The sequence below is a fragment of the Treponema lecithinolyticum ATCC 700332 genome, from assembly GCA_000468055.1.
GTDB lineage: Bacteria > Spirochaetota > Spirochaetia > Treponematales > Treponemataceae > Treponema_C > Treponema_C lecithinolyticum.
In genome coordinates this window covers 77,067-99,311 of sequence record KI260567.1, presented here as the reverse complement: position 1 = coordinate 99,311, position 22,245 = coordinate 77,067, and the positions used below count along the sequence as shown (strand labels likewise).

Sequence of the window (22,245 nt, the reverse complement as noted above, 5' to 3'; positions counted from 1 at the left end):
AAGCTTATTTTGACAGCGGTGAAGTCGATTCCAGCGATTCAACTTCCTTAAGCAATTCAAAACATTCTTCTATACTGGTAATGGTTTCATCAAAATGCTGCCTCATCGATTTTTTATCCGGGCTTGTCAGCGCAGACAAATTGGAAAGCGCGCCGTATTTCATATTTTTTGTATTTCCTAAAATACCGTCAAACAGCATTCTAAAAGAACGGCAGCAATCTCCGAACACGGAAATAAGCAAATTTGCTTCAGCTTCTATTGAACGCACTAATGCGTTTGCTTTTTCCTGCCCCTGAATAGTATGCATGTCGGCAAGTTCGATATTGGCAAAAGCTTGTCCATACACGCCTGTGGAAGAAAATTTTGCATTCAAAGAAATTACATTTTCACAAAGGTGGTTTATCGAATTATACGTATCGGTAAATTCAAGACCGTTTTCGCGCAAAGCGAATTTTCCGTCTACTAAAATTACCTTTAAAAAAGGCAGCAAAGACGGGTAAATATCCACGAAAAAAGCATATAAAAAACTCAACGAGTATTCGCGCATACACACAACCGTATCTTGGAGTTTTTGCCACGGACGGTTGGGAATAAGCGGATAGTCTTTTGTTTTAAATAAAGTTGTAATACGCTCTTTTGTTTTAATGAGTTTGCGCTCGTGTACCCACAGTTCCCATTTTTGATCAAAAATTCTGCGCCATTGACTTTGACAGCGTGCAAACCAATTTCCCGAAAATTCCTTATACATGGGCGTCCACAGTGCCGAACGGTGAGATATAATGCCTAAAGAACGCAAAGGAACGTTGTGAATAAAATATTTTATAAAGCCGACATGTTCCACGCTTTTTTGTAAAAAAACAGACAATCCGTTTTCCACATCGACTTTTTCTCCGGCGTTCATTTTCGCTTGCGAAGCAAACATATACAGCGTTTCCAGCACTTCCGGGAATATCCGTTTGCCGTAGCACAACACGCTTGCAAAGCGCTCTATTTCGTCCTTTGCAATATCCATACCGCAGCTCATCGTATTGCCGGCACCGGAAGAAGAAAAGCATGCGGTAAAACGGGCAAAGGGTAAGTGTACGAATTGACGGAGCCAGTCGAGGCTGCATAAACAGCCGTGCAGTTTTGATTTTTCTTCGGGGTCAACCGATTCTAAAATATCGTTTAATTTATGAATAAGAGCAGCCCGTACATCAGGAGCAGGCTGGGTATCGGCAGGTAAAGAAAACGGATTTACTTCCCGTTCTACCCGATCTTTTAAATCGGGCATAACGAGTGTGTTCAAAAATATATAAAAGTCATCTTCGTTTTTTTCATATTCATTTATACCGCTTTTAAAAAAAGCGGCTGCGCTACGCAGCTTTAATAAATACTCATAAAACAGGTTTTCAAGTGTAAAACGTGTCGGATGTATTAAATTGGGATGTTCGCTGTCAAAACGTTTTGCTTCGGCAGCAACCCGGTATTCGTTGTACACGCTTTCGGTATCGCTGCTGCTGAATAGTTTTTTTAGAAAAATCCATATACGTAAAAAAAGAGATTCATTTTTTAATTCTTTTTCCAAATCTTTAATAGCAAAGTTATCGGCGCTTTGATCGAAAACCAACGATTCTTTGTCGTTTTCAATACTGCCTTTGATTTTTTGAAAAAGAAATGTTCTTTCTTCCGATGTTAAACCGGCTACCAGATGTTCAAATGAATCCTGAGTATTTTCCATGTAGCTCATATTACGATATGTACCGTTATACGTCAATATAAGTGCTAAACATTGACGTGTATTTTTTTTAGGGTTATATTTAAAGCATGAGTAAAAGCGCCGAAAAAACGTTTATAATAGAAGGTATGTCTTGTGCAGCCTGTTCGGCTGCCGTCGAGCGCGTTACCCGAAAAATCGACGGAGTTGTACGAAGCGATGTTAATTTAACCACTAATAAAATGCACATCGTATTCGATCCGGAAAAAGTACCGGAAACACTGATTGTCGCTAAAGTGCAAAAAGCCGGTTTCGGCTGCAAAGCGCAAACCGATACGGACAGCTCCGGCAGTGCTTTTGATGCCGGCAAATTTTCTGGCGGCAAAGCATACACGGGCACCGGCTTAGGGCACGGCAAAAATGCCGCCCAAAAAACACAAGCGCACACACTCGCTTCGGCATGGTTTTTTGCACTGCTTCTTATGTATGTTTCGATGGGACACATGATAGGCTTACCGCTTCCTCCGCTTTTTGCTCCGGAGCGCTTTCCTTCGAATTTTGCGCTTTTAAACCTTTTGTGCACCGTTCCCATTTTATTTATTGGACGCACATTTTATTTTCGCGGTTTTAAATCGGCTTTTCACTTAAATCCGAATATGGACACGCTTGTCGCTTTGGGAAGCACATCTGCGTTTATCTACAGTCTTGTATTGACTTTTTTAATTCCGCTAAAACCTCAGCTTGTACACGATTTATATTACGAAGCTGCCGCTTTTGTGCTCGTTTTTGTTATGAGCGGAAAATATCTTGAAGCGCGCGGCAAAGAAAAAACCAAAAGAGCCATAGAGGCGCTGATGACACTGCAAAGCGATACGGCTTTTTATGTTGATAATTTCGGTACGGCAAGCGAAACAATACGGGAAACAGCGCTTGCACAAGTAAACCCCGGCGACATCGTATTGGTAAAAGCCGGACAACGTATTCCGCTTGACGGTACGGTAATAAAAGGTACAAGCGGAGTAGACGAATCCATGCTCACCGGAGAAAGCTTACCGGCGGAAAAACAAACCGGTTCTGCCGTTACCGGCGGCAGCATGAACGGAAGCGGCGTGCTGTACGTACGGGTCGACAAAACGGGAAAAGACACGGCTTTGGCAAAAATTATTGCATTTGTAGAAGAAGCGCAAAGCAAAAAAGCGCCCATCTCTCAAATTGCGGATAAAGTGTCTGCCGTGTTTGTTCCGATTGTCATCGGCGTTGCCGTTATAGCCGGCATAGTGTGGGCTGCCGCCGGGGCGGAAAGTTCTTTTATACTCAGAGTGTGCACATCCGTATTGGTTATAGCATGCCCGTGTGCACTCGGTTTGGCAACACCTGCGGCAATTATGACCGGAACCGGTTTAGGCGCTTCAAACGGCATACTGATACGCTCCGGCGAAGCGCTGGAAACGGCAAAACGGATTGATACGGTTGTGCTGGATAAAACGGGCACCCTTACCGAGGGTAAACCAGAAATATGCGACGTTTTTTGCGCCGACGGTAAAAACGAAGCCGACGTGCTTTGTCTTGCCGCAGCCGTAGAAAACGCTTCATCTCACCCGCTTGCAAAAGCCGTAACCGATGCAGCGCAAACGCATAGCGCAACTGGTGCAAACTTTAACAGCATTTTTAATGTCGTATCGTTTGAAAATATAAGCGGAAAAGGAGTGCGCGCTTCGGTTACGGGCGGTTTTTTAAGCAAAGACAAAACACAAAACACCGCTCAAACTGTTTTAGCGGGAAACCGCCTTTTTATGCAGGAAAACGGTATCGAGTGCCGCCTTTTTTCTGAACAAGCCGAACGCGCTTCCCGCGAAGGAGCTGCACTTATATACCTTGCTTTAGGCACACAGCTTTTAGCTTTGATTACCGTAACCGACAAACTAAAGGCGCACAGCGCCGAAGCGGTTTTTCTTATGAAAAAACAAGGGCTGCACACCGTACTTTTAACGGGCGACAACAAAGCTGCAGCAGAATACATCGGCAAACAAATTCAAACCGACCAAGTTATTGCCGAAGTACTTCCTCAAGACAAAGCAGCGGTTATTCAAAATTTGCAAGCGCAAGGGCATACGGTTATGATGGTCGGCGACGGCATAAACGATGCGCCCGCCCTCGTACAAGCGGACGTTGGAGCCGCAATGGGAAACGGCAGTGACATTGCAGTTGAATCAGGCGACATCGTATTGGTAAAAGGCGATTTGCGCGACGCGGCAAAAGCGGTAAAATTAAGCCGTATGACTATACGCAATATCAAACAAAATCTGTTTTGGGCGTTTTTTTACAACAGTATCGGACTTCCTTTAGCAGCAGGTCTTTTGTACCGCGCTTACGGCGTGCTTTTATCGCCGATGATTGCAAGTTTTGCTATGTCGCTCAGTTCGGTATTTGTAGTAACGAATGCCCTGCGCTTACGCGGGAAAAAACTGTAAGCACCGCCGAGCAGCCGAACCGGGCTGCCGCAAGTGCATATTTTAAACAGCTTAACATCGATTTCGGTCCCTACGGGAATCGAACCCGTCTTTAAAGATTGAGAATCTTTCGTCCTAACCGATAGACGAAGGGACCGTGCTGCGCTAAAAAAAGGCTGCCCAAAAGCCGAAGCTTCAGACAGCCCTATCAGTTCCCCAAGGAGGACTCGAACCCCCACAAGCAGAACCAGAATCTGCCGTGCTACCATTACACAATCGGGGAGCGCATACGGTAAAAAAAATATAGCGAAAAAGGACAAAGCTGTCAAGGCAACGCTTTAATGTGTGTTTCCAGTTCCGTATACGATTCGTTCATATTGCATTCATAGTTTGTAAGTATACAATTTTTTTCCAGTTCGGGACAAGAAAGCTGCAGCATTTTAAAGGTCATATACACGCGGTGATCTTGCCGACAGTCGATAAGCATTTGTTTGCACTCTTTTACTTTAGTTTGCACAGCAGTTAAAGTAAGCGTGTCGAATAAACGCTTGTGCTTAACTTTTACAAACGGCAGTTTTTTTACAAATTGCAGCACAATTTTTAAACGGTCACATTCTTTGGTTTTTAATACGGAAACTCCGGTAAAAGATACCGTAAGCAAAGGATTGTGCCTTAAAAGCATCGCTGCACACACAGCAAGCGGCAAAAAAGAATCGGGGTTTTCGTTTACACCGATAAGCGCACTTTGCATTTGTATACCGCTGCACAAAACTTCTTCATATTCGCACATATCGGCGGCTTTTATTTTTCCGGTAAGTTTAAATGACGGGTTAAAAAGTAAGCGGATGCTTTTTAAATCCGGTATATAACTTTCTTCTGAAAAAGGGAAAGCACCTTTCGGCACAAAAAAACTAAAGCTTTTGAGCTTTTTTAGCGCGGCAGCGGCAATAATAAAGGCAAAGCTTGAAAAGTCGGGTATAAACAAAGCCGTATGCGCCGGTAAAAGCGGTGTATCCGATAAAGCTTTTGCATGTGTACCGGCAGAAACTGCACTGATGTGCAGTGCATAACCTGCACTGGTTTTTTTTTGAGCGGCAATTAAAACAGCCGAACAGCGTGCGCTTGCAAAGCAGCGGTTTACCGTGTATGCAGTTAAAGATGTATAAGGTAATTCATTACAATTCAATGAAATAACTTTTCCATTTGCGTCCGCCGACAAAGCTTTTGCCAAAACCGCAGCACTTACCGGTTGCGACGAAGTAAAACCCAGCTTTATCATTTTAGGCTGCACAGCATATGCGCACGGCAAAATCGTTATAAGCATATAGCCGCTCAAAGCGCCCTTCCCTTTTTGCGTACGTATATGCACTTTATATGTTTTTTTTGCAAAGCGCACGTAAAGTGCAAAACGTTTTTTATACATTGCAAGCGGAAGCGCCAAAGGAACTTTAAAACCTGCTCCCGTTCCCGCACATATAAACAGTATAAAAAGTGCCAAAGTAAGCGAACTGTTTATAACAAAAGTCTCCGGCATCAGCTCGTCCGTATCCGATGTCGCCTCTCCCGTATCCGGTACCGGAATGTTTGCCGTCGAAACGCACTGCAGTGTTCCGGTAAATATTTGCGGATACAGGGTGAGAATACCCTTTTCAAGGGTATAAGGTTTATTTTGCAACTTTAAAAGCTGTAAACAGTTTTTTACTACCGACGGTAATTTTTTTTCATTGCCGCCGATATACAATTTTACCGGATCGGACAATTGCGAAAAAGAAGCGATAACGCACACTCTGATAATCAAACTTTTAGAATTTTGAAGACAAATCACTTGCGTTTACCACCTGTCGCCGCTATGCCGGACCGTCTGCGCGCACGCAGCTTAGAGCGTTTAGCGTCAAAACTTTTACAGCGTATAAAACCGTTTAGCTTAGTGCGCTTCGGCTCGTACCAAAGGCATACTCATACAACGCGGACCGCCTCGCCCTCGCGAAAGCTCGCAGCTGGGAACGGTATGCAGTTTTACGCCGTGTGATGCCAAAAGTTCGTTAGACGCTTCGTTTCGCTCGTAAACGATAATCTCCCCGGGGGCAACACACAGCGTATTGGAACCGTCGTTCCACTGCTCGCGCTCGGCAGTCAAAGTATCGTCGGAGCCGAAGCGCACTAAACTTACCGCAAAAGCTCCCGTGTAGCGTTCCAAAATACGCTCCAAGCTGTCTTCAAGTTTTTGTATGTGCAAACTTTTTTTATCCGCTGCTAAAGTTAATTCAAACACTTCAAGCGTATCCAAGATTCCGGAGTGTACGGCAAATTTATCGTAATCGATTTGCGTAAATACCGTATCCAAATGCATAAAAGCACGCTTTGAAGGAATGGTAAAAGCAAGCACAGTATCGACCGCACAATCCTCATCGGTAAAAAGCGTATATGCCAGTTTTTCAACCGCGTCGGCACACGTACGCTCTGACACGCCGATCGCTATTACGTGTTCATTTAAATTCGTAATATCGCCGCCTTCTATATGCAGCGCTTCGCTTCGACCGTAACAGCGTTTAACGCGCCCTTTAAAATCGGGATGGTGGGTAAAAATATATTCACCGTACAGTGTTTCTCTACGGCGGGTAGCAGAATACATACTGTTTATACACAAACGCTCGCCGATAACCACCATGGTGTCGCGCGTAAAATACAAATTCGGCATAGGGTCTATCACCAGTTTATCGCCCTTTGTGCCGCAGTTTTCCAAAAACCGTAAAGCGCTTTTGTCTAACTCTTTAAGCCGAATACCTTCCATCGTCTTTAATACCAATTCTTCGGTATCTTCAATAGTCATTAAAAAATCAAACACAAGAGTGCGGTATTTTTGCGCGTATATTCCAGCTTCATCAATATATTGTTCTACAAAAGTTTTTTTTAATTGGTCGGAAGTTTGAAGCGTTTGCGCTGCCAACTTTTCAAGATATACGACTTCAGCTCCGTTTTGTTCAAGAACGCAAACAAATTGGTCGTGTTCTCTTTGCGCCGCACTTAAATAAGGAATATCATCAAAAAGTAAACGGCTTAAACTTGTAGGAGTTAAATTCAACAACTCTCGTCCGGGGCGGTGCACTAACACTTTTTTTAAAGGTTTTATTTCGCTTTTTACATTGACCATTTAAAACGCCTTTGTTTACATAACTTCAAGAAAGGGAACCAAAATCAAATTAAGCGCGTTTTTAAGCACGGTTAAAACGGCAAGCGTCAGCGTTAAGCGCACCTGTGCGCATTCGGCACTGTCGGCATTTACAATCGGGCAATCGTGGTAAAATTTGGCAAACGCTTTTGCCGTATCGTACGCATATCCTGCAATCGATGCCGAATCGAGCGCTTCGGACGCTTTTTGCAAAACGCGCGGGAAAGAACCGATAAGCTTTATTAAATCCCATTCGGCGTCGCTTTGAAAAAGCGCGCACGCCTTTTCAAAATCCGCTTGCGCTCTCACGTGTGCGCCAGTAAGTCCTTCTTTTTCTGCCTTTGCCAAAACGGAACACATGCGCGCTCCCATGTACTGCAAATAGGGGCCGGTATTGCCGTTAAACGACAGCGATTCTTTGGGATTAAAAATCATATCTTTAAAAGGGGATACTTGCAGCAAAAAATAGTGGACGGCGGCAAGCGCAACTTTTTCGGCAACATCTTGCGGATTACCGACCGCTTTTTCGCGCCCCTTCGCCGTAATTTCCTGCAAGGCGTCGTCGCGCAGGTTGTTCAAAAGATCGTCTGCGTCTACAACCGTCCCTTCGCGGCTTTTCATTTTGCCTTCGGGCAAATTGACCATACCGTACGCCAAATGGTACAGCTTTGAGTGCCAATCGTAGCCGAGTTTTTTCATTATATAAAAAAGAACTTTAAAGTGATAAATCTGTTCGGTCGCGACAACATAAATGAGTTTGTCGAATAGCCATTCGGCATGGCGGTTTATCGCGAGCCCGATATCCTGCGTTATGTAGACGGTGGTACCGTCTTTTCGCAACAGTACTTTTTTATCCAAATTGATTTCGGCAAGGTCTACCCACACGGCGCCGTCGGCGTCTTTATAAAAAATCCCTTTTTCCAATCCGCGCAAAATCTCTTCGCGCCCTTTTAAATAGGTATCGCTTTCAAAAAACATTTTGTCGAACGAAATTCCGGTGCGATCGTACGTTTGCTTGATGCCGGCAATCGCCCAATCGTTCATAAGCCGCCACAGTTCCCGCACGCTTTTATCGTTGTTTTCCCAGCGCACGAGCATGTCCTGTGCTTCTTTTTCGGCTTCCGGGTGCGATTTTGCATAATCGTTGTATTCGACGTAACAGTCGCCGACAAAGCGGTCGCTTTTTACGCCCGCGTTTTCGGGCGTGTCGGCGGGAAGCTCGGGGTGCCCCGCACGCGCGTGGGCTTCGGCACTGTGCAGCTTTTGGTAGGCGAGCATGGACTTGCAAATGTGAACGCCGCGGTCGTTGATGATAGTGGTTTTAAAAACGTCGGCGCCCAAAAACCTCATGGTGCGGCTTACGCTTTCGCCGATCGCGTCGTTACGCAAATGTCCCAAGTGGAGCGGCTTATTCGTGTTCGGACTGGAAAACTCGATCATGATACGCTCGCCCTTGCGCTGCGGTTTTCCGTCTTCGTTCAAAGCGCCGTAGGATGTACCCTGTTCAAGCACGGTGCGCAAAACGGAAGCGGCGACGGCTGCTTTGTTTAAGCGTACGTTTATGTACGGACCGGCTGCCGAAAAGGTTCCGGCTTGCGATGCTTTTTGGGCAAAGTCGGTATTGATGATTTTTAAAACATCGGCTGCGATTTGCGCCGGCGCTTGTTTAAAATTTTTGGCAAAACCGAAAAGCGGAATGCCCACATCGCCCATTTTGGGATCGGGCGGCGTTTCCAAAAGCAAAGACGAAACATCAATGTGAGGCACGGAAAGATTTTTGCTTTCCGCTAGCTTATTTAAAGCGTCCGCCGTAACGGCGCCGCATATACGTGCAAAATGTACCATGGTTTTTTACTCTAGAGTGATATCGCTTTTTTGTCAACAGTTATGAAAACCGTGCAGGATGCACGGTTTTCAAACCGAGTTTTAGGCTTGTGCCTAAAACTCGCATACTTGAAGCGTTTCCGGCGTTCTTGCCGGGGACTGGCATTACCGGCGTAAAGTCCACGCTGCAAACAAATCTTTTGTATTTTTTTTAACTTTTTTCCGTAATTTTTCTCTTTTTTGTACAACAAACGACAATAATATACACGGAGAGCATTATGGGCGCTCTACACATACTTTTCAGGAGGCACCTTTTATGGACAGTTTTCTCAAACGCAAAAGCGTAGATGAACTAACTTTCACGGATGATTTTATGTTCGGTACGATTATGAAAAACAAACCGGTTTGCAAAGGCGTTTTAGAACGTCTGTTGCATATTAAAGTCGGTAAAATAGAATATCCCTCTTTACAAAAAACTATAGCTCCTTTTTACGAAAGCAAGGGGATCCGCCTTGATGTTTATGTTTCCGAACCGTCGCGTGTGTTCGACATCGAAATACAGACTGCATTATCGCCGGAGCTTCCTAAACGTACCCGGTATTATCAAAGCCTTATGGATATCGATAACCTCTTACGCGGACAAAGCTATGCAGAGCTTAAGGATAGCTATGTTATCTTTATTTGCACGCAAGACCCGTTCGATAGAGGAATCCCCGTGTACACTTTTGAAAACACATGCAAAGAAAACAGCGCTCTTTTTCTTAATGACAAATCATATAAAGTATTTTATAATGCAAGTGCATACGGCAAAGAAAAAGATACGGAGCTGCACGCGCTGCTACAGTATCTGTGTAAAAAACAAGCAACAAGCACTTTTACCAAAACTATCGATGAGCTTGTTGAAACAACCAAAAACAATGAACGCTTTAGGAGCTTGTATATGTCATTAAATATTCATAAAGATGATTTACTTAGAGAGGGCTCACAGATAGGAGAGAAAATCGGCTTTGAAAAAGGTATTGCCGCAGGTATGCGCAAAGGTAGACAAGACGGTATTGTGCGCGGCGCCTATCAAAAAGCACTCGAAACTGCAAAAATCCTAACAACTATGCATTTGTCTTGTGCCGACATCGCAAAAGCCACCGGACTTTCCGAAGCAGAAATTAAAAAGCTATAAATGCGATAATCGGTAGATCTGAGTGCAGCATAGCGATATAATTGAATGAGCAGGCTGATATTCAAAGATTCATATGTAATCGTAGAACCGTCATATCGGAATACGGATTTTCACAAACACAGTATGCTGCACATATTTTTAAGTTGCAGTCCGCTGTCCCTTTTATCGGGTTCGGAAAGTTATACCGGCAGTGTTATTTTTTTAAAAGACAATGTTTTGCATAAAAGTCCCGATGGAACGATAAACTACATTTTCCTTATCGACCCGACATCTTCGATTGCAGACGATATACGAGAGTTAATTCCTGCCGGGCGAAGCGGCGTTTCCTTTCAAAAAGATATTGCACCTTTTGATTTTTCCGAACCGCATACAGATGACAAAATCGCCTTAAAACTTGAAAGCTTTTTATCGGATATGGGAATTCATTTTTCCGGTAAAAAAAATATGGACAAACGGATTGAAAACCTTATTTTTGAAATCAAAACTTTTAAGCACTTGGGTAAACGAGTCCGCGATATAGCAAACGAAAAACAGTATTCGGAAAGCTGGCTTACTCATCTATTTAAAAGAGAAGCGGGAATTTCGCTTAAAAGCTATCTTTTGATGAGACAGCTTGAGTATGTGTGGAAATCAATTTATTCCGGCCAAAGCATAACGGCAGCATCCCTTGATTCAGGTTTTTCCAGTCCCTCACATTTTGCTTCGGTATGCAAGCGGATGACGGGAATATCCGTTTCGAATGCGCTGTAAAGCGGATTTTTGAAAGCGCCGTTTGTAAAAACCTGATATACTTAAATCGAAAAATACAAAGGAGGCATGATAAAAAACGGCGCCTGTTATAGCGTCGCCGCTTTTTATATCGAGTTTGCGTTGCAAACTCGTCAATTTTATGCGCTTTCTCAACCGGTGTTTGCGAAAGCGCGGCTAAAAACTTTTTCGGAAGCGCAAGCTTCCTGCAAAAGTTTTTATAGGGGGCGCTTATATGAAATTGATGTATTTATTTGACAATAAAATAAAACCGTATGTATCCAGGGGAAAAAAATATTGCAATCCGGCCCCTACGGGAGTTTTAGCAGACGGAATAAGCTGTATCAAAGAAAGCGATGTCAACATTTGGTTTTATACAAAAGACGGCGTCAGCATTGCCGTTGATTCGGGGCATTTGAATTTTCCGAACATTCAGGCACGTTTTGATAAAATCGGCATAAACCCGAATAATATACGGCATGTTTTTATTACTCATGCCGATGTTGACCACTGCGGAGGAATCGATTCAACGGGTACGAATATATTTCCGAACGCACAAGTTTATTTGGGAAGCGACGAAGAAGCATATTTGAACGGATCGATTTATAGAATAAAAAAGTTCGGCATTAAAATCAAAAATTGCGTTCAACTTGATAAAGGCTATAAAAAACTTGAAGACAGGGAAATCGTAACGGCAGGCACTATAAAGGTGCAAGCATTTCACATTCCGGGGCATACCTTAGGGCACATGTGTTATATCGTCGATGATTTTATACTGTTCAGCGGGGACTGTCTTGCCGTCAACGATGAGGGCGGCTACAGCTTTTTTGATTTTTTTACGCAATATCCCGATATGAACAAACGCTCGTTAATCAAACTTAAAAGTATTGTAAGGGACAGTCACATAAAATACGTGTGCACGGGACACAGCGGCATACGAACGGACATTGAAAAGGCGTTCAGCCATATTGACAAATCGGCAACATTCAGCAAAAAGCACCCGTTTGACGAAAACGCACCATGGGACTTTACGGACGATAATCTATGAAAAAGCACAAGTCGGAATAGACTGTCCTGCGGCAAACAACTAAATAAAATATTCGACCGTATATCAATTTGCGATAATAACTTCCACACCGGCTTGTTCAAGTGCTTGTCTTTGTGAATCGGTTATTCCTTGATCGGTTATAAGCACATCAACACAAGATACCGGAGCGATTAAAGCCGGTGCCACATTTCCGATTTTTGTATGGTCGGCGACGACCACAGTTTTTTTTGCATGATTTATATATAACGATGCCGTATGAGCTTCGGCAATAGTATATGTTGAAATTCCCTGCGTAATCGATATGCCGTCGATTCCTATAAGCGCTATATCAAGATGAAAACGGGAGATCATTTCATCGGCTTCGTGACCGACCAATTCATACGAGCGCGGACGCAAAGTACCGCCGGTTACAATAACATCGGATATATTTGAAGAAACCAATTCCATGGCTATATTAATGGCATTTGTTAATATCGATATCTTTTTTTCTTTTATAGCTTGAACGACATTCATAACGGTTGTTCCGCCGGTACAGCCGACAACCGAGCCTTCGGGAATAAGAGAGGCGGCAGTTATTCCTATTTCTCGTTTTTCTTTTTCGGCAATAGAAATTTTTGAATAAAACGGCTGCTCTTTTTCAGAAGAAACCGTTACTGCTCCGCCGTGAATTCTTTTGAGCGCCCCTTCCTTTTCAAGCACATGAAGATCGCGGCGCACGGTTGCCCGCGACACATTCAGTAAAGAACATATTTCATCGGCATCGATTATACCGTTTTTTAACAATTGAAATTTTATTTGTTCAAACCGTTTTTCGCGTATCATATATCTTCCTTTTGAGTAATATTTTACCTGCTTTATTCCTAACAGATTATATATGAAAAAAACATCTTAAGGAAGCACAGCAGTGTGCATAAATGACGTTTATTGCTAAAAATAAATAAAAAAATAAAAAAAATAGTTGACAAACGCTCAAAATGGTGTATTATATTTACAAAAGGAGTCAAATATGAACAATAAATTGAGCGAAATTGAACTTTTATTAAACAAACCCAAACAAGAACAAAAAGAACTCGGCTACATCAATACGGCACAAGAAATAGTAAGCCAGCCGCAAAGATGGCTGGAAACGCTTGCAATTATAGAAAAACACTTTGAAGACTTATCGACTTTTGTAGGAAAAGATCCGGTTTTGCTGCTGTCCGGAGCCGGCAGTTCTCATTACGTAAGCCTTTCAATTCAACCGGCGCTTAAAAAGGTATTTACCTGTGTGAACGCCATACCGTCAACAGAAATTTTAATGGACCCGCAATCGTCTTTTCCGCGCGTTCCGTTTATACTCGTATCTTTTGCACGGTCGGGCAACAGCCCCGAGGGGAATGCCGTTTCAGAGCTTGCCGAAAAATTACGCCCGGGGTTGGTAAAACAAATCGCCATTACCTGCAATAAAAACGGTAAATTGGTTTCGTTAATAAACAATTGCAAAAAAAACAGACGCACAATTTTGCTGCCGGAAAAAACAAACGATAAAAGTCTTGCAATGACATCTTCTTTTTCGAGCATGGTTATAGCGGGCATGGCATTGGCGTATTTGCAAAAAGAAAGGCGCACGGAATATGCGGTTGCCGTTCAGCAAACGGCAAAAACCGTCCAAACAATTTTACCGCAAACAGCCGACATGGCTTATACCTTATCGCGCAAAAACTACAAAAGAGTGTTTTTTATCGCTTCACGTCCCTTTTTCGGCGGCGCAATGGAAAGTCATTTAAAAATACAAGAATTATCCGGCGGAAGCGTTATAGCTAAAGCCGAAGATTTATTGGGAATCCGCCACGGTTTTATGGCGGCAATCGATAAAACTTCTTTGGTTTTTATTTTCAGATCAGCCGACAAAAAGCGGCAATTATACGAAGACGATTTAATCAACGAAATTTGTGCAAAAAAACTGGGTAAAACCGTCGTTGTCGTTTCGGATGACAAATACAAAAATCCGGATAAAATACAAGTTTTCGCCTGCAGTGATGGTACTGCCGTCAACGACGATTTCCGTTCCGTAATTGTAACATTATTCGGACAGCTTTTGGGATTTTTTATATCTTTGGCGCACAATCTTAAGCCGGATGCCCCGTCCCCCGGCGGTGTAATCAATCGGGTTGTGCAAGGCGTAACGATTCACGAAGAATAAACGGCAGAGGAAACAGGGAAAAATGAATATTTTTAACGATCTTATTGAAACAAGAAAAACAGGAAAAGCATGCGGACTTTATTCGGTGTGTTCGTCGCAGCCGGCTGTTTTGGATGCGGCTTTTATGCGTGCATCAAAAAGCAAACATCCGGTTTTAATTGAAGCGACGGCAAATCAAGTAAACCAATACGGCGGCTATACAGGTATGACTCCTGAAGATTTCGCAAAGAATTTGCGTCAGCGTGCCGAACGTTTTGGAGTAAACGAAGGGCTTTTTGCATACGGCGGCGATCACCTCGGACCTTTTCCGTGGCGCAAAAAAAAAGCAGCCGAAGCAATGAAAGAAGCCGAAACGATGGTAAAAGCTTTTGTTGCAGCCGGTGCCGTAAAAATCCATTTGGACGCAAGTATGCCCCTTGCCGATGACCCCAAAGGAGCATTGAATCCTGCAGTTGCCGCACAACGGGCTGCAGAACTGTGCTTTGCGGCGGAAGAAGAGTTTGCGCACAACAAAAAATTAAAAGCAAAAATACCTCCCGTCTATGTCATCGGTACCGAAGTTCCCATTCCCGGAGGAACTGCCGAACAGGGAAAAAGCATGGCGCCGGTTCCGACCAAACCGGAAGATTTTCACGAAACAATTCGGCTGCATAAAGAAGCTTTTGCCCGGAAAGGGCTTAGTGCGGCGTGGTCAAGGGTAATTGCCGTCGTTGTGCAGCCGGGAGTTGAATTCGGCGCAATGAATGTATATCCCTACCGCAGAAAACCTGCAAAAGAACTAATGCAAGCACTGCACGCTTACCCTTCCCTTGTGTTTGAAGGACATTCAACCGATTATCAGCAAGAACAAAGTTTGCGCATGCTGGTTGAAGACGGCGTTGCGATTTTAAAAGTCGGTCCCGGTCTTACCTTTGCAATGCGCGAAGCCTTATTCGGTTTAGCCTATATCGATATGGAATTATCCGGCAGTTCGGGAAAACCCGACCTGATTGTTACACTCGAAAAAGCAATGGAATTCTTTCCGGAATCATGGAAAGACTATTATGCCGAAGACAATCGTATTGAAATGTTGTTCGGTTATTCGGACAGAGTACGGTACTATTGGGATAATCCTATAGTTATGTCATCCGTTCGTAAGTTGACGGAATCGCTTTCTCGCAAAAAGATTCCTGTGCAGTTACTCTCACAGTACATCCCGCACTTACAAGCCGACTTTTTTAAGACGCACACAGATATGCGAGAGATTCCGGTTGCGGTTATCGACACCGAATTAAAAAAATACGAACGAGCATGTTTTTCCGAATCCGTTTTAAAATATGACATATAAAAGTCGATATTCATCGAATACTAGTAAGGAGGAAAAGATGAAAAAAAAGATTTGTAAAGGGCTGTGTGTGTTATTGGTATGCAGCATAGGTTTGTTCACCGGTTGCCAAAAAAACGGCGGTAATACAAAAAAAATCAAAGTATTAAACTGGGGAACCGAATCGGAGGGAGCTGTTTGGGTAGAACTGGCTAAATCGTTTACGGAAAAAACCGGTATCCAAATAGATGTTGAAACGGCGGAATGGTCGGTATATTGGGATAAGATAAATACCCTCTATGCGGCAGGGACGCCTCCCGAAGTCTTTGCAATGGATGCGCCTCTTTTTATGGACTGGTATTCACGCGGCGCTTTGTTGTCTTTACAGGATTTTTTAGATAAGGATACAGAAGTACTTAGTGCCCTTTATCCGGTAACCCTCAATGCATATAAAACGGATAAGGGTTTTTTCGGACTGCCGCGCGATTTTCAAACAATTGCTTTATTTTACAATAAAGATATGTTTGACAAAGCGGGTGTGCCCTACCCCGATGAAACATGGACATGGGAAGATTTAAGCATAACTGCAAAAAAACTCATCGTTAAAGATAAAAGCGGTTACTATACCCAATGGGGTTTTGCTCCTGACTTATGGGATGTAGAATTGTTGATGAGTTCTTTAGTGTGGAGCTACGGAGGAACGATTTTAAGTCCGGATTACAAAAAAACGACAATTGCCGACAATATGGAACCGTGGCAGCTGCTTTCAAAAATGATTATCGTGGATAAATCCATTCCCGATATGGACACCCAAGCGCAATACGGCGGAGATTTATTTTATGCAGGGAAAGCCGCAATGACGCCGATGGGACACTGGTCCGTTCCGCAATATTCATCCTGTAACTTCAAATGGGATGTAGTTCCCCTGCCTCAAGGTCCTGCAGGAAGAGCTACCAGCGTCAATTCGGCAGGTTTTGTAATGGCAAAAAATTGTAAAAACCCTGAAGCCGGATGGGAATGGATAAAATACGTTTTGTCGGCGGAAGGACAATCAAAGCTGGCTGCATTGGGGTTTGCCATACCCGCCCGTAAAGATATCGCCCAAAGCGACGTATTTCTTAACCAGCCGGTAAAAATAAACCACCGGATTTTTATCGATGCGCTTGAATATGCACACCCAAAGCCCGTATTTAAAGGCTACGATGCGTGGTCAAACGCTTTCGGTAACGCTATGGCGGCAATTTACGAATCGGATGATATTGCAGCGGTTATGAAAACGGCAGTATCGGACGCTGACGCAAGCCTTGTAAAACAATAAAAATAATCTAACCGGCGCAGAGCGCCGGTTCAAAAGCGGAGTGTACACCTTATGAAAGGCAAACTGAGACTCATGGGCAACGATAAATACTGGATCCTCGTTATGCTGTTTCCTACATTCTTCGGATTGATAATCGGCACACTGGGTTCACTTGCCGCCTCTATATTTCTTTCCTTTACTTCATGGGATAATGTTAATCCGCCTGTTTGGATTGGATTGAAAAACTATATTAAATGCTTTACCGACCCTCAATTTTTTAACAGTATAGTAAATACGGTTCGTTTTGCATGTCTTTATGTTCCCTGCTGTATAATTTTATCGTTATGCGTCGCATTATTACTGAATAAAACACATCGTGCCCAAGGTTTTTTGCGGGCGGCATTTTTCTTTCCTTCGCTAACTTCTTCAGTCGCCGTCGCTATGATTTTTACATGGATATATGCAAAAGATCAGGGTCTTTTAAATAGACTTATTACACACATAGGTTTAAAACCCGTTGTATGGCTGGGAAAAGAACATATTTTGTATTCGGTAACATTGGCAAACGTGTGGGGAGCACTGGGAGAAGGTATGATTATTTTTCTTGCCGCATTACAATCGGTTCCCCATACATATTATGAAGCCGCAACCGTCGACGGAGCAAGCCCTCTAAAAAAACTTTTTCATATTACCATTCCGTGCATATCGCCTGCAATCTTTTTTCAAGTTATTATTACTACGGTTAATGCCTTGCAAGCATTTGAATATATCTATATGTTAACCCGCAGAACACAGGGCGAATCGATTATGACAACAACAGTGTATCTTATTTATCGCAACGGGTTCCGGTGGTTTAACATGGGATTAGCCAGTGCTCAAGCCATCCTTCTTTCAATTGTTATAATCATCTTTATGCTTATTTATTTTAAGCTCGAACAAAAGTTGGTGTTTTATGAATAATGAACGTCTAAAAATCTGCAAGAATTTTTTTCTTATAGTATTCTTTTCTTTCAGCCTCATCGTTTGCGCCGGTCCTTTTCTTTGGATGGTATCTACGTCTTTTAAAACACCGGCAAATCAGTTTTCAAAAGCGTTAATCCCCTCCCCGGCAACGCTGGAAAATTATACACGTTTGTTTGTTTCAACCCCTTACCTGCTCCGGCAAGTATTCAACTCTTTTCAGATTGCAGCCTTAACGACAATCGGACAAATTATAACATGCGGTATGGCAGGTTTTGCATTTGAACTTTTTAAGTTCCGCGGAAAAAAAATATTATTTGCATTGCTGCTCACAACCTTTATTATTCCGCCGCAAGTAACGCTCATTCCCAATTTTATCATCTTTTCAAAGTTGCACATGGTCGGAAGCAAACTGCCGCTTTGGATAACGGCTTTTATGGGTGGAGCTTTCGGCACTTTTTTTATTCGGCAGTACTTTACGAGTATTCCCGTTGAGCTGGCGGAAGCCGCCCGTATAGACGGAGCACCTATTCCGTTTATTTTCAGCAGAATTTATTTGCCTTTGGCAAAACCGGCAATATCCGCTTTGTCGATACTGATTTTTTCCGGTTCGTGGAATGAACTTATACGAGCGCTCATTTATTTACCGAGCGACAGAAAACACACAACTTTAACGGTCGGTCTTTCTCTGTATCAAGCGGAATTTTCCGGTCAATGGAGTTTTTTAATGGCTTGTACGATAATATCCATACTACCCATTTTTATATTGTTCCTTTTTGTCCAAAAACAAATAATTGAAAGTGCCGCTCTTACCGGGTTTAAATAAGAGTGTAACATATTTATATATATTGAATTAGTATAGGAGAAACAGCATGAAAAAAATTGCTTTTATAGGTGCGGGAAGCTTAGGCTTTACGCGTGAATTGGTCCGCGATATTTTAACCTTCCCTCTTTTGGAAGATTCGTTAATCCATTTGATGGACATAGATGCCGAACGTTTGGATTTTTCGCTTAAAGCAATTCAGCGTATTATAGAAATGGGAAAATATCCTGCACAAGTGCGCGCAACGCTCGACCGTAAAGAAGCGCTTGAAGGTGCGGATGTTGTTATGTGTACTATTTTATCCGGTTCAACCGATGTGTGGCGTTACGATATCGAAATTCCGGCAAAATACGGAGTAGACATTTGCGTCGGCGATACGCGCGGACCTTCCGGTATTTTCCGTTTTTTGCGTACGGCGCCGGCTATGGCACAAATCGCACAAGATATGGAAAAAATCTGCCCCAATGCGGTTTTGCTTAATTATACCAATCCTATGGCAATGCTGTGTAATTATCTGCAAAAAACATCACCCATTACCGTAACGGGGCTCTGCCATTCCGTTCAGGGAACAGCACAAATGCTGGCAGAGTGGATAGGAGCGCCGTATAATGAAATCGATTATACCTGTGCGGGCATAAACCATCAAGCGTGGTATCTTGACTTCAAATGGAAAGGAAAAGACGCATACCCGCTGATAAAAGAAGCCCTAAAAAAATCGGAAATTCTTGCAGCCGAACCGGTACGCAACGAAATGTTTAAAGCCTTTGATTACTACGTTACCGAATCGAGCGGTCACAATTCGGAATACAACCCGTGGTTTAGAAAACGGAAAGATTTAATTGAAAAATACTGCACACACGGAACAAATTGGAATCCGGGAGAATACGCATACATTTTAAAAGAATATCAAAAAAACGAAGCTACATGGAAAGACGAAGCAAGATCCTGGTTTGCCAAAGACGGTCCCATAGAACTTGAACGCGGAGAAGAATACGCCGCATGGATTATCAACGCCCTTGCAGGTGGAGACCCATTTAAATTTAACGGCAATGTGCAAAACAAAGGCTACATTACAAACTTGCCCGACGACGTGTGTGTTGAAGTTCCCGTGTATGTTGACCGTTCCGGATTTTATCCGCTCAGCGTAGGAAACCTTCCGCCCTCGTGTGTAATGCTCACCGGTACATCTTCCCGTATCGAAGAAAATGCGGTTCTTGCCTGCATTAACGGAGACGCAAAATTGGTATACCAAGCGATTGCACACGACCCGCTTACATCGGCAGTATTATCGCTGGAAGAAATTCGCAATATGACACGCGAAATGTTTAAACAAAACGAAGCATATTTACCGCAGTTTAAAAATTTTGATATATGAAAAGCTATAAAAAAAGCATTTTATTTTTAGGCGATGTTAATGTTGATATATCTTTTTCAGGGCTGAAATCTCCCGTCGTTACGGATTGTGAAGTTTTTTGCAGCGATTTTTCAAAAACGCTGGGAGGTTCCACGTGCCTTGCAGCCTCCGTTTTTGCCCGCTTAGGGGGAAACGCCGGCTTGTGCGGTCTTATCGGAGAAGACGAAAACGGAACCTTTATTAAAAATGAACTTTTACAATTGGGAATTGATACATCGCTTCTTCAAAGTAAAAAGAAAATCCGGACGGGAATTACAGCAAATCTTATTTACGGGCGGGAACGCTCTCAAGTAACATACCGCGGCTCATTGGCTGCGTTTAATGATGTTTCGTACGCAATCAAAGCGCTCAACCGGTTTTCGCATGTGCATATTTCCGGACCGTACGGAATGCCTGCTTTTGTTCCGCACATAGAAAAAGTATTGCACAGCATAAAAAAAGCAGGCAAAACAGTATCTATAGATACGCAGTGGGATCCGACGGAACAATGGACGCACGTGGACGGATGGCTTTCGCAAGCCGATTATTTTTTTGTAAATAAAAACGAAGCGTTATCAATTACAAAAACTCAGAATATACAAAAAGCCTATGTCGTACTTCAAGCAAAAACTCCCATGCCGATAATCAAATTGGGCAGCGAAGGCGTTTTTGTTAAAGGCAAAATCTATCCTGCATACGACGTTCCCGTTGTCGATACAACCGGTGCGGGAGACTCTTTTGCCGCAGGATTTTTATTTGCCGTCATGCAGCTTAATATGCCGTACGAGCAAGCGGTACACTTTGCTTCGGCTGCAGCCGCTATTGCATGCACCTATGTCGGCAACAACAATAAAAAGATGAATATAAAAGCGGTTAAAGAACTGTATTTAAAAGAAACCGGTTCGGCAAAATCCGCCTCGGCGTTTTTGGACACAAACTAAAATAGCGGAACAGTTGTATTAAATTAGATTCCGCTTTTTTCCAAAACCACTTCCAATTCCACCGGGTTGTGGTCGGCATACATAAAAAATTCGTCGTATGTACACACCGAGCGCAGCGTAACGTTCGGCGACAAAATAAAACCGTCGATAAAGTAGTACTGCCAATTTTTCCGCACATTTTCGTCGTACAAAGCGCTTTCGTATGCAGCATCGTTTGAGCGGCATGAAGGCACGGTGCCGTCTGCGGCAAAACGCCAAAGTGCAGGCAGCATAGCTTCGTCCAATATACCGGCATGCCATGCCTGCTCGCGCATAAGGTATGCGCTTTTATCCAAGCCCGGAAAAAGCTGATTAAAATCGCCGCCGGCAATCACATAGTTTCCTTTATCGTATTCGGCAGTTAAAAAATTCATCAGCGCTTTTGTTTGCTCGACTTTTCCCTCGCCGTCATCGTATGCTTCCAAGTGCACGTTTACCGCAACTAATTGATTACCGCAAGAAAGCGGAAAACGGTTTACCAGCATACAGCGTTTAAGGTTCGCAAGGCGCACAGGCCATTTAAACGGCACGGGAAGTGCGCGGCGCTCGGAAGCTGTACAGCTTAAATCCGTAAAAGTTGCCAAACCGCTTGCAACCCGCCCGAGCGGCGGAAAAGGAAAGGGCACAAACAAACACTTATAATTATAAGCATAGGTTCCCCCAAAGGCTGTTGCACGCGATAAAAAACGGCTTTCGTCTATATAAAACGAACGTGATGAAGCTATATCCATTTCCTGTATAAACCATACATCGGCATTGTGCGTTTTTATAAACTCGGCAATTCCGTTTAAGTTTTCTTCAACTGCAGCTTTGTTTTTTGGACGCACCATAGAGCCGCCGTCCATAAAAAAATCCTGCTTTGCACCGAGCGCACCGTAGCCGATATTCCAGCTGACAATGCGCACGCTTTGTCCCGCATCCAAAGGCGGGCGGGCTGGATTTTTTTGTCCTGCATCCGAAACCGCACTTGCCGCATATGGCGCGCCGGTTTCACCGTTTTGCACATCGGAAATCACAATTGCGTTTTCAACATCGCGGGGACGGTATTCGGTTATGCTCAACAGCGCTACAAGAAGTGCAAACAACAAAACCGCAAGGGCTGCCGTAAGTGCACAAACAATTAAAAAAGTTTTAAGCATTTTAAGTACGGCGGATTGGGGTTTGGGTTGGTTTCGGCTTTGATTTTGCATATATCG

17 protein-coding genes and 2 tRNA genes are annotated in these 22,245 nt (G+C 43.4%); 11 read left to right on the top strand and 8 right to left on the bottom strand.

Going from position 1 to position 22,245, the window contains the following annotated elements; genetic code table 11:
• Positions 1-4: 4 nt before the first annotated feature.
• Positions 5-1,720, bottom strand: coding sequence for a DUF5312 family protein (locus HMPREF9193_RS07695; RefSeq protein ID WP_021687543.1), 1,716 nt, complete (start codon positions 1,718-1,720; stop codon positions 5-7).
• An 86-nt stretch (positions 1,721-1,806) separates the two neighbouring features.
• Here HMPREF9193_RS07695 and HMPREF9193_RS07690 point away from each other — a divergent pair, with 86 nt between their 5' ends.
• The gene (locus HMPREF9193_RS07690; RefSeq protein ID WP_021687542.1) at positions 1,807-4,167 is read left to right on the top strand and encodes a heavy metal translocating P-type ATPase; all 2,361 of its coding nucleotides are present in this window, start codon (positions 1,807-1,809) and stop codon (positions 4,165-4,167) included.
• A 64-nt stretch (positions 4,168-4,231) separates the two neighbouring features.
• Here HMPREF9193_RS07690 and HMPREF9193_RS07685 read toward each other — a convergent pair.
• From HMPREF9193_RS07685 to argS, 5 genes are all read right to left on the bottom strand, one after another.
• Positions 4,232-4,303: transfer RNA gene (locus HMPREF9193_RS07685), tRNA-Glu, on the bottom strand.
• Positions 4,304-4,358: 55 nt separating this feature from the next.
• Positions 4,359-4,429, bottom strand: a tRNA-Gln gene (locus HMPREF9193_RS07680).
• Between the two features lie 42 nt (positions 4,430-4,471).
• A complete protein-coding gene (locus tag HMPREF9193_RS07675) occupies positions 4,472-5,971 on the bottom strand; it encodes a carboxyvinyltransferase (RefSeq protein ID WP_040847937.1) in 1,500 nt (499 codons plus the stop codon).
• Between the two features lie 99 nt (positions 5,972-6,070).
• Positions 6,071-7,297, bottom strand: coding sequence for an arginine deiminase (locus HMPREF9193_RS07670; RefSeq protein ID WP_021687540.1), 1,227 nt, complete (start codon positions 7,295-7,297; stop codon positions 6,071-6,073).
• 15 nt (positions 7,298-7,312) lie between these two features.
• Positions 7,313-9,160 (bottom strand): arginine--tRNA ligase, encoded by a 1,848-nt coding sequence (gene argS / locus HMPREF9193_RS07665; protein WP_021687539.1) that lies wholly within the window; start codon positions 9,158-9,160, stop codon positions 7,313-7,315.
• A 295-nt stretch (positions 9,161-9,455) separates the two neighbouring features.
• On the opposite strand from argS, the gene HMPREF9193_RS07660 reads away from it, so the two are divergent.
• The 3 genes from HMPREF9193_RS07660 (at position 9,456) to HMPREF9193_RS07645 (ending at position 12,111) form a co-directional block, all read left to right on the top strand.
• Positions 9,456-10,316, top strand: a complete 861-nt coding sequence (locus HMPREF9193_RS07660; RefSeq protein WP_021687537.1) for an Rpn family recombination-promoting nuclease/putative transposase — start codon at positions 9,456-9,458, stop codon at positions 10,314-10,316.
• A 45-nt stretch (positions 10,317-10,361) separates the two neighbouring features.
• Positions 10,362-11,066 carry a helix-turn-helix transcriptional regulator gene (locus HMPREF9193_RS10870; protein ID WP_021687536.1) on the top strand — a complete coding sequence of 235 codons (705 nt, stop codon included), beginning with the start codon at positions 10,362-10,364 and terminating at the stop codon, positions 11,064-11,066.
• Between the two features lie 232 nt (positions 11,067-11,298).
• On the top strand, positions 11,299-12,111 hold the full coding sequence (locus HMPREF9193_RS07645; RefSeq protein WP_040847934.1) for an MBL fold metallo-hydrolase: 813 nt from the start codon (positions 11,299-11,301) through the stop codon (positions 12,109-12,111).
• Positions 12,112-12,174: 63 nt separating this feature from the next.
• On the opposite strand, the gene HMPREF9193_RS07640 is transcribed toward HMPREF9193_RS07645, so the two are convergent.
• On the bottom strand, positions 12,175-12,933 hold the full coding sequence (locus HMPREF9193_RS07640) for a DeoR/GlpR family DNA-binding transcription regulator (RefSeq protein WP_021687533.1): 759 nt from the start codon (positions 12,931-12,933) through the stop codon (positions 12,175-12,177).
• 184 nt (positions 12,934-13,117) lie between these two features.
• Between HMPREF9193_RS07640 and HMPREF9193_RS07635 the strand changes: the two genes are divergently transcribed.
• Genes HMPREF9193_RS07635 through HMPREF9193_RS07605 form a run of 7 tightly spaced genes read left to right on the top strand, consistent with a single transcriptional unit; the run spans position 13,118 to position 21,010 of the window.
• A complete protein-coding gene (locus HMPREF9193_RS07635) occupies positions 13,118-14,293 on the top strand; it encodes an SIS domain-containing protein (RefSeq protein ID WP_021687531.1) in 1,176 nt (391 codons plus the stop codon).
• A gap of 22 nt (positions 14,294-14,315) precedes the next feature.
• Positions 14,316-15,620 (top strand): class II D-tagatose-bisphosphate aldolase, non-catalytic subunit, encoded by a 1,305-nt coding sequence (locus HMPREF9193_RS07630; RefSeq protein WP_021687530.1) that lies wholly within the window; start codon positions 14,316-14,318, stop codon positions 15,618-15,620.
• Positions 15,621-15,657: 37 nt separating this feature from the next.
• Positions 15,658-16,914 (top strand): ABC transporter substrate-binding protein, encoded by a 1,257-nt coding sequence (locus tag HMPREF9193_RS07625; protein ID WP_040847932.1) that lies wholly within the window; start codon positions 15,658-15,660, stop codon positions 16,912-16,914.
• A gap of 51 nt (positions 16,915-16,965) precedes the next feature.
• Positions 16,966-17,853, top strand: a complete 888-nt coding sequence (locus HMPREF9193_RS07620; protein WP_021687528.1) for a carbohydrate ABC transporter permease — start codon at positions 16,966-16,968, stop codon at positions 17,851-17,853.
• Positions 17,846-18,679 (top strand): carbohydrate ABC transporter permease, encoded by an 834-nt coding sequence (locus tag HMPREF9193_RS07615; protein WP_021687527.1) that lies wholly within the window; start codon positions 17,846-17,848, stop codon positions 18,677-18,679. Before HMPREF9193_RS07620 ends, HMPREF9193_RS07615 begins: the two co-directional genes overlap by 8 nt.
• Before the next feature lie 46 nt (positions 18,680-18,725).
• Positions 18,726-20,051, top strand: coding sequence for an alpha-galactosidase (melA, locus tag HMPREF9193_RS07610; protein ID WP_021687526.1), 1,326 nt, complete (start codon positions 18,726-18,728; stop codon positions 20,049-20,051).
• On the top strand, positions 20,048-21,010 hold the full coding sequence (locus HMPREF9193_RS07605) for a carbohydrate kinase family protein (RefSeq protein WP_021687525.1): 963 nt from the start codon (positions 20,048-20,050) through the stop codon (positions 21,008-21,010). The genes melA and HMPREF9193_RS07605 overlap by 4 nt, the downstream gene beginning before the upstream one ends.
• Positions 21,011-21,033: 23 nt before the next feature.
• Here the strand turns inward: HMPREF9193_RS07605 and HMPREF9193_RS07600 are convergent, their stop codons facing one another.
• Positions 21,034-22,239: an endonuclease/exonuclease/phosphatase family protein gene (locus tag HMPREF9193_RS07600; protein ID WP_021687524.1), complete on the bottom strand. Its 1,206-nt coding sequence runs from the start codon at positions 22,237-22,239 to the stop codon at positions 21,034-21,036.
• Positions 22,240-22,245 lie beyond the last annotated feature (6 nt).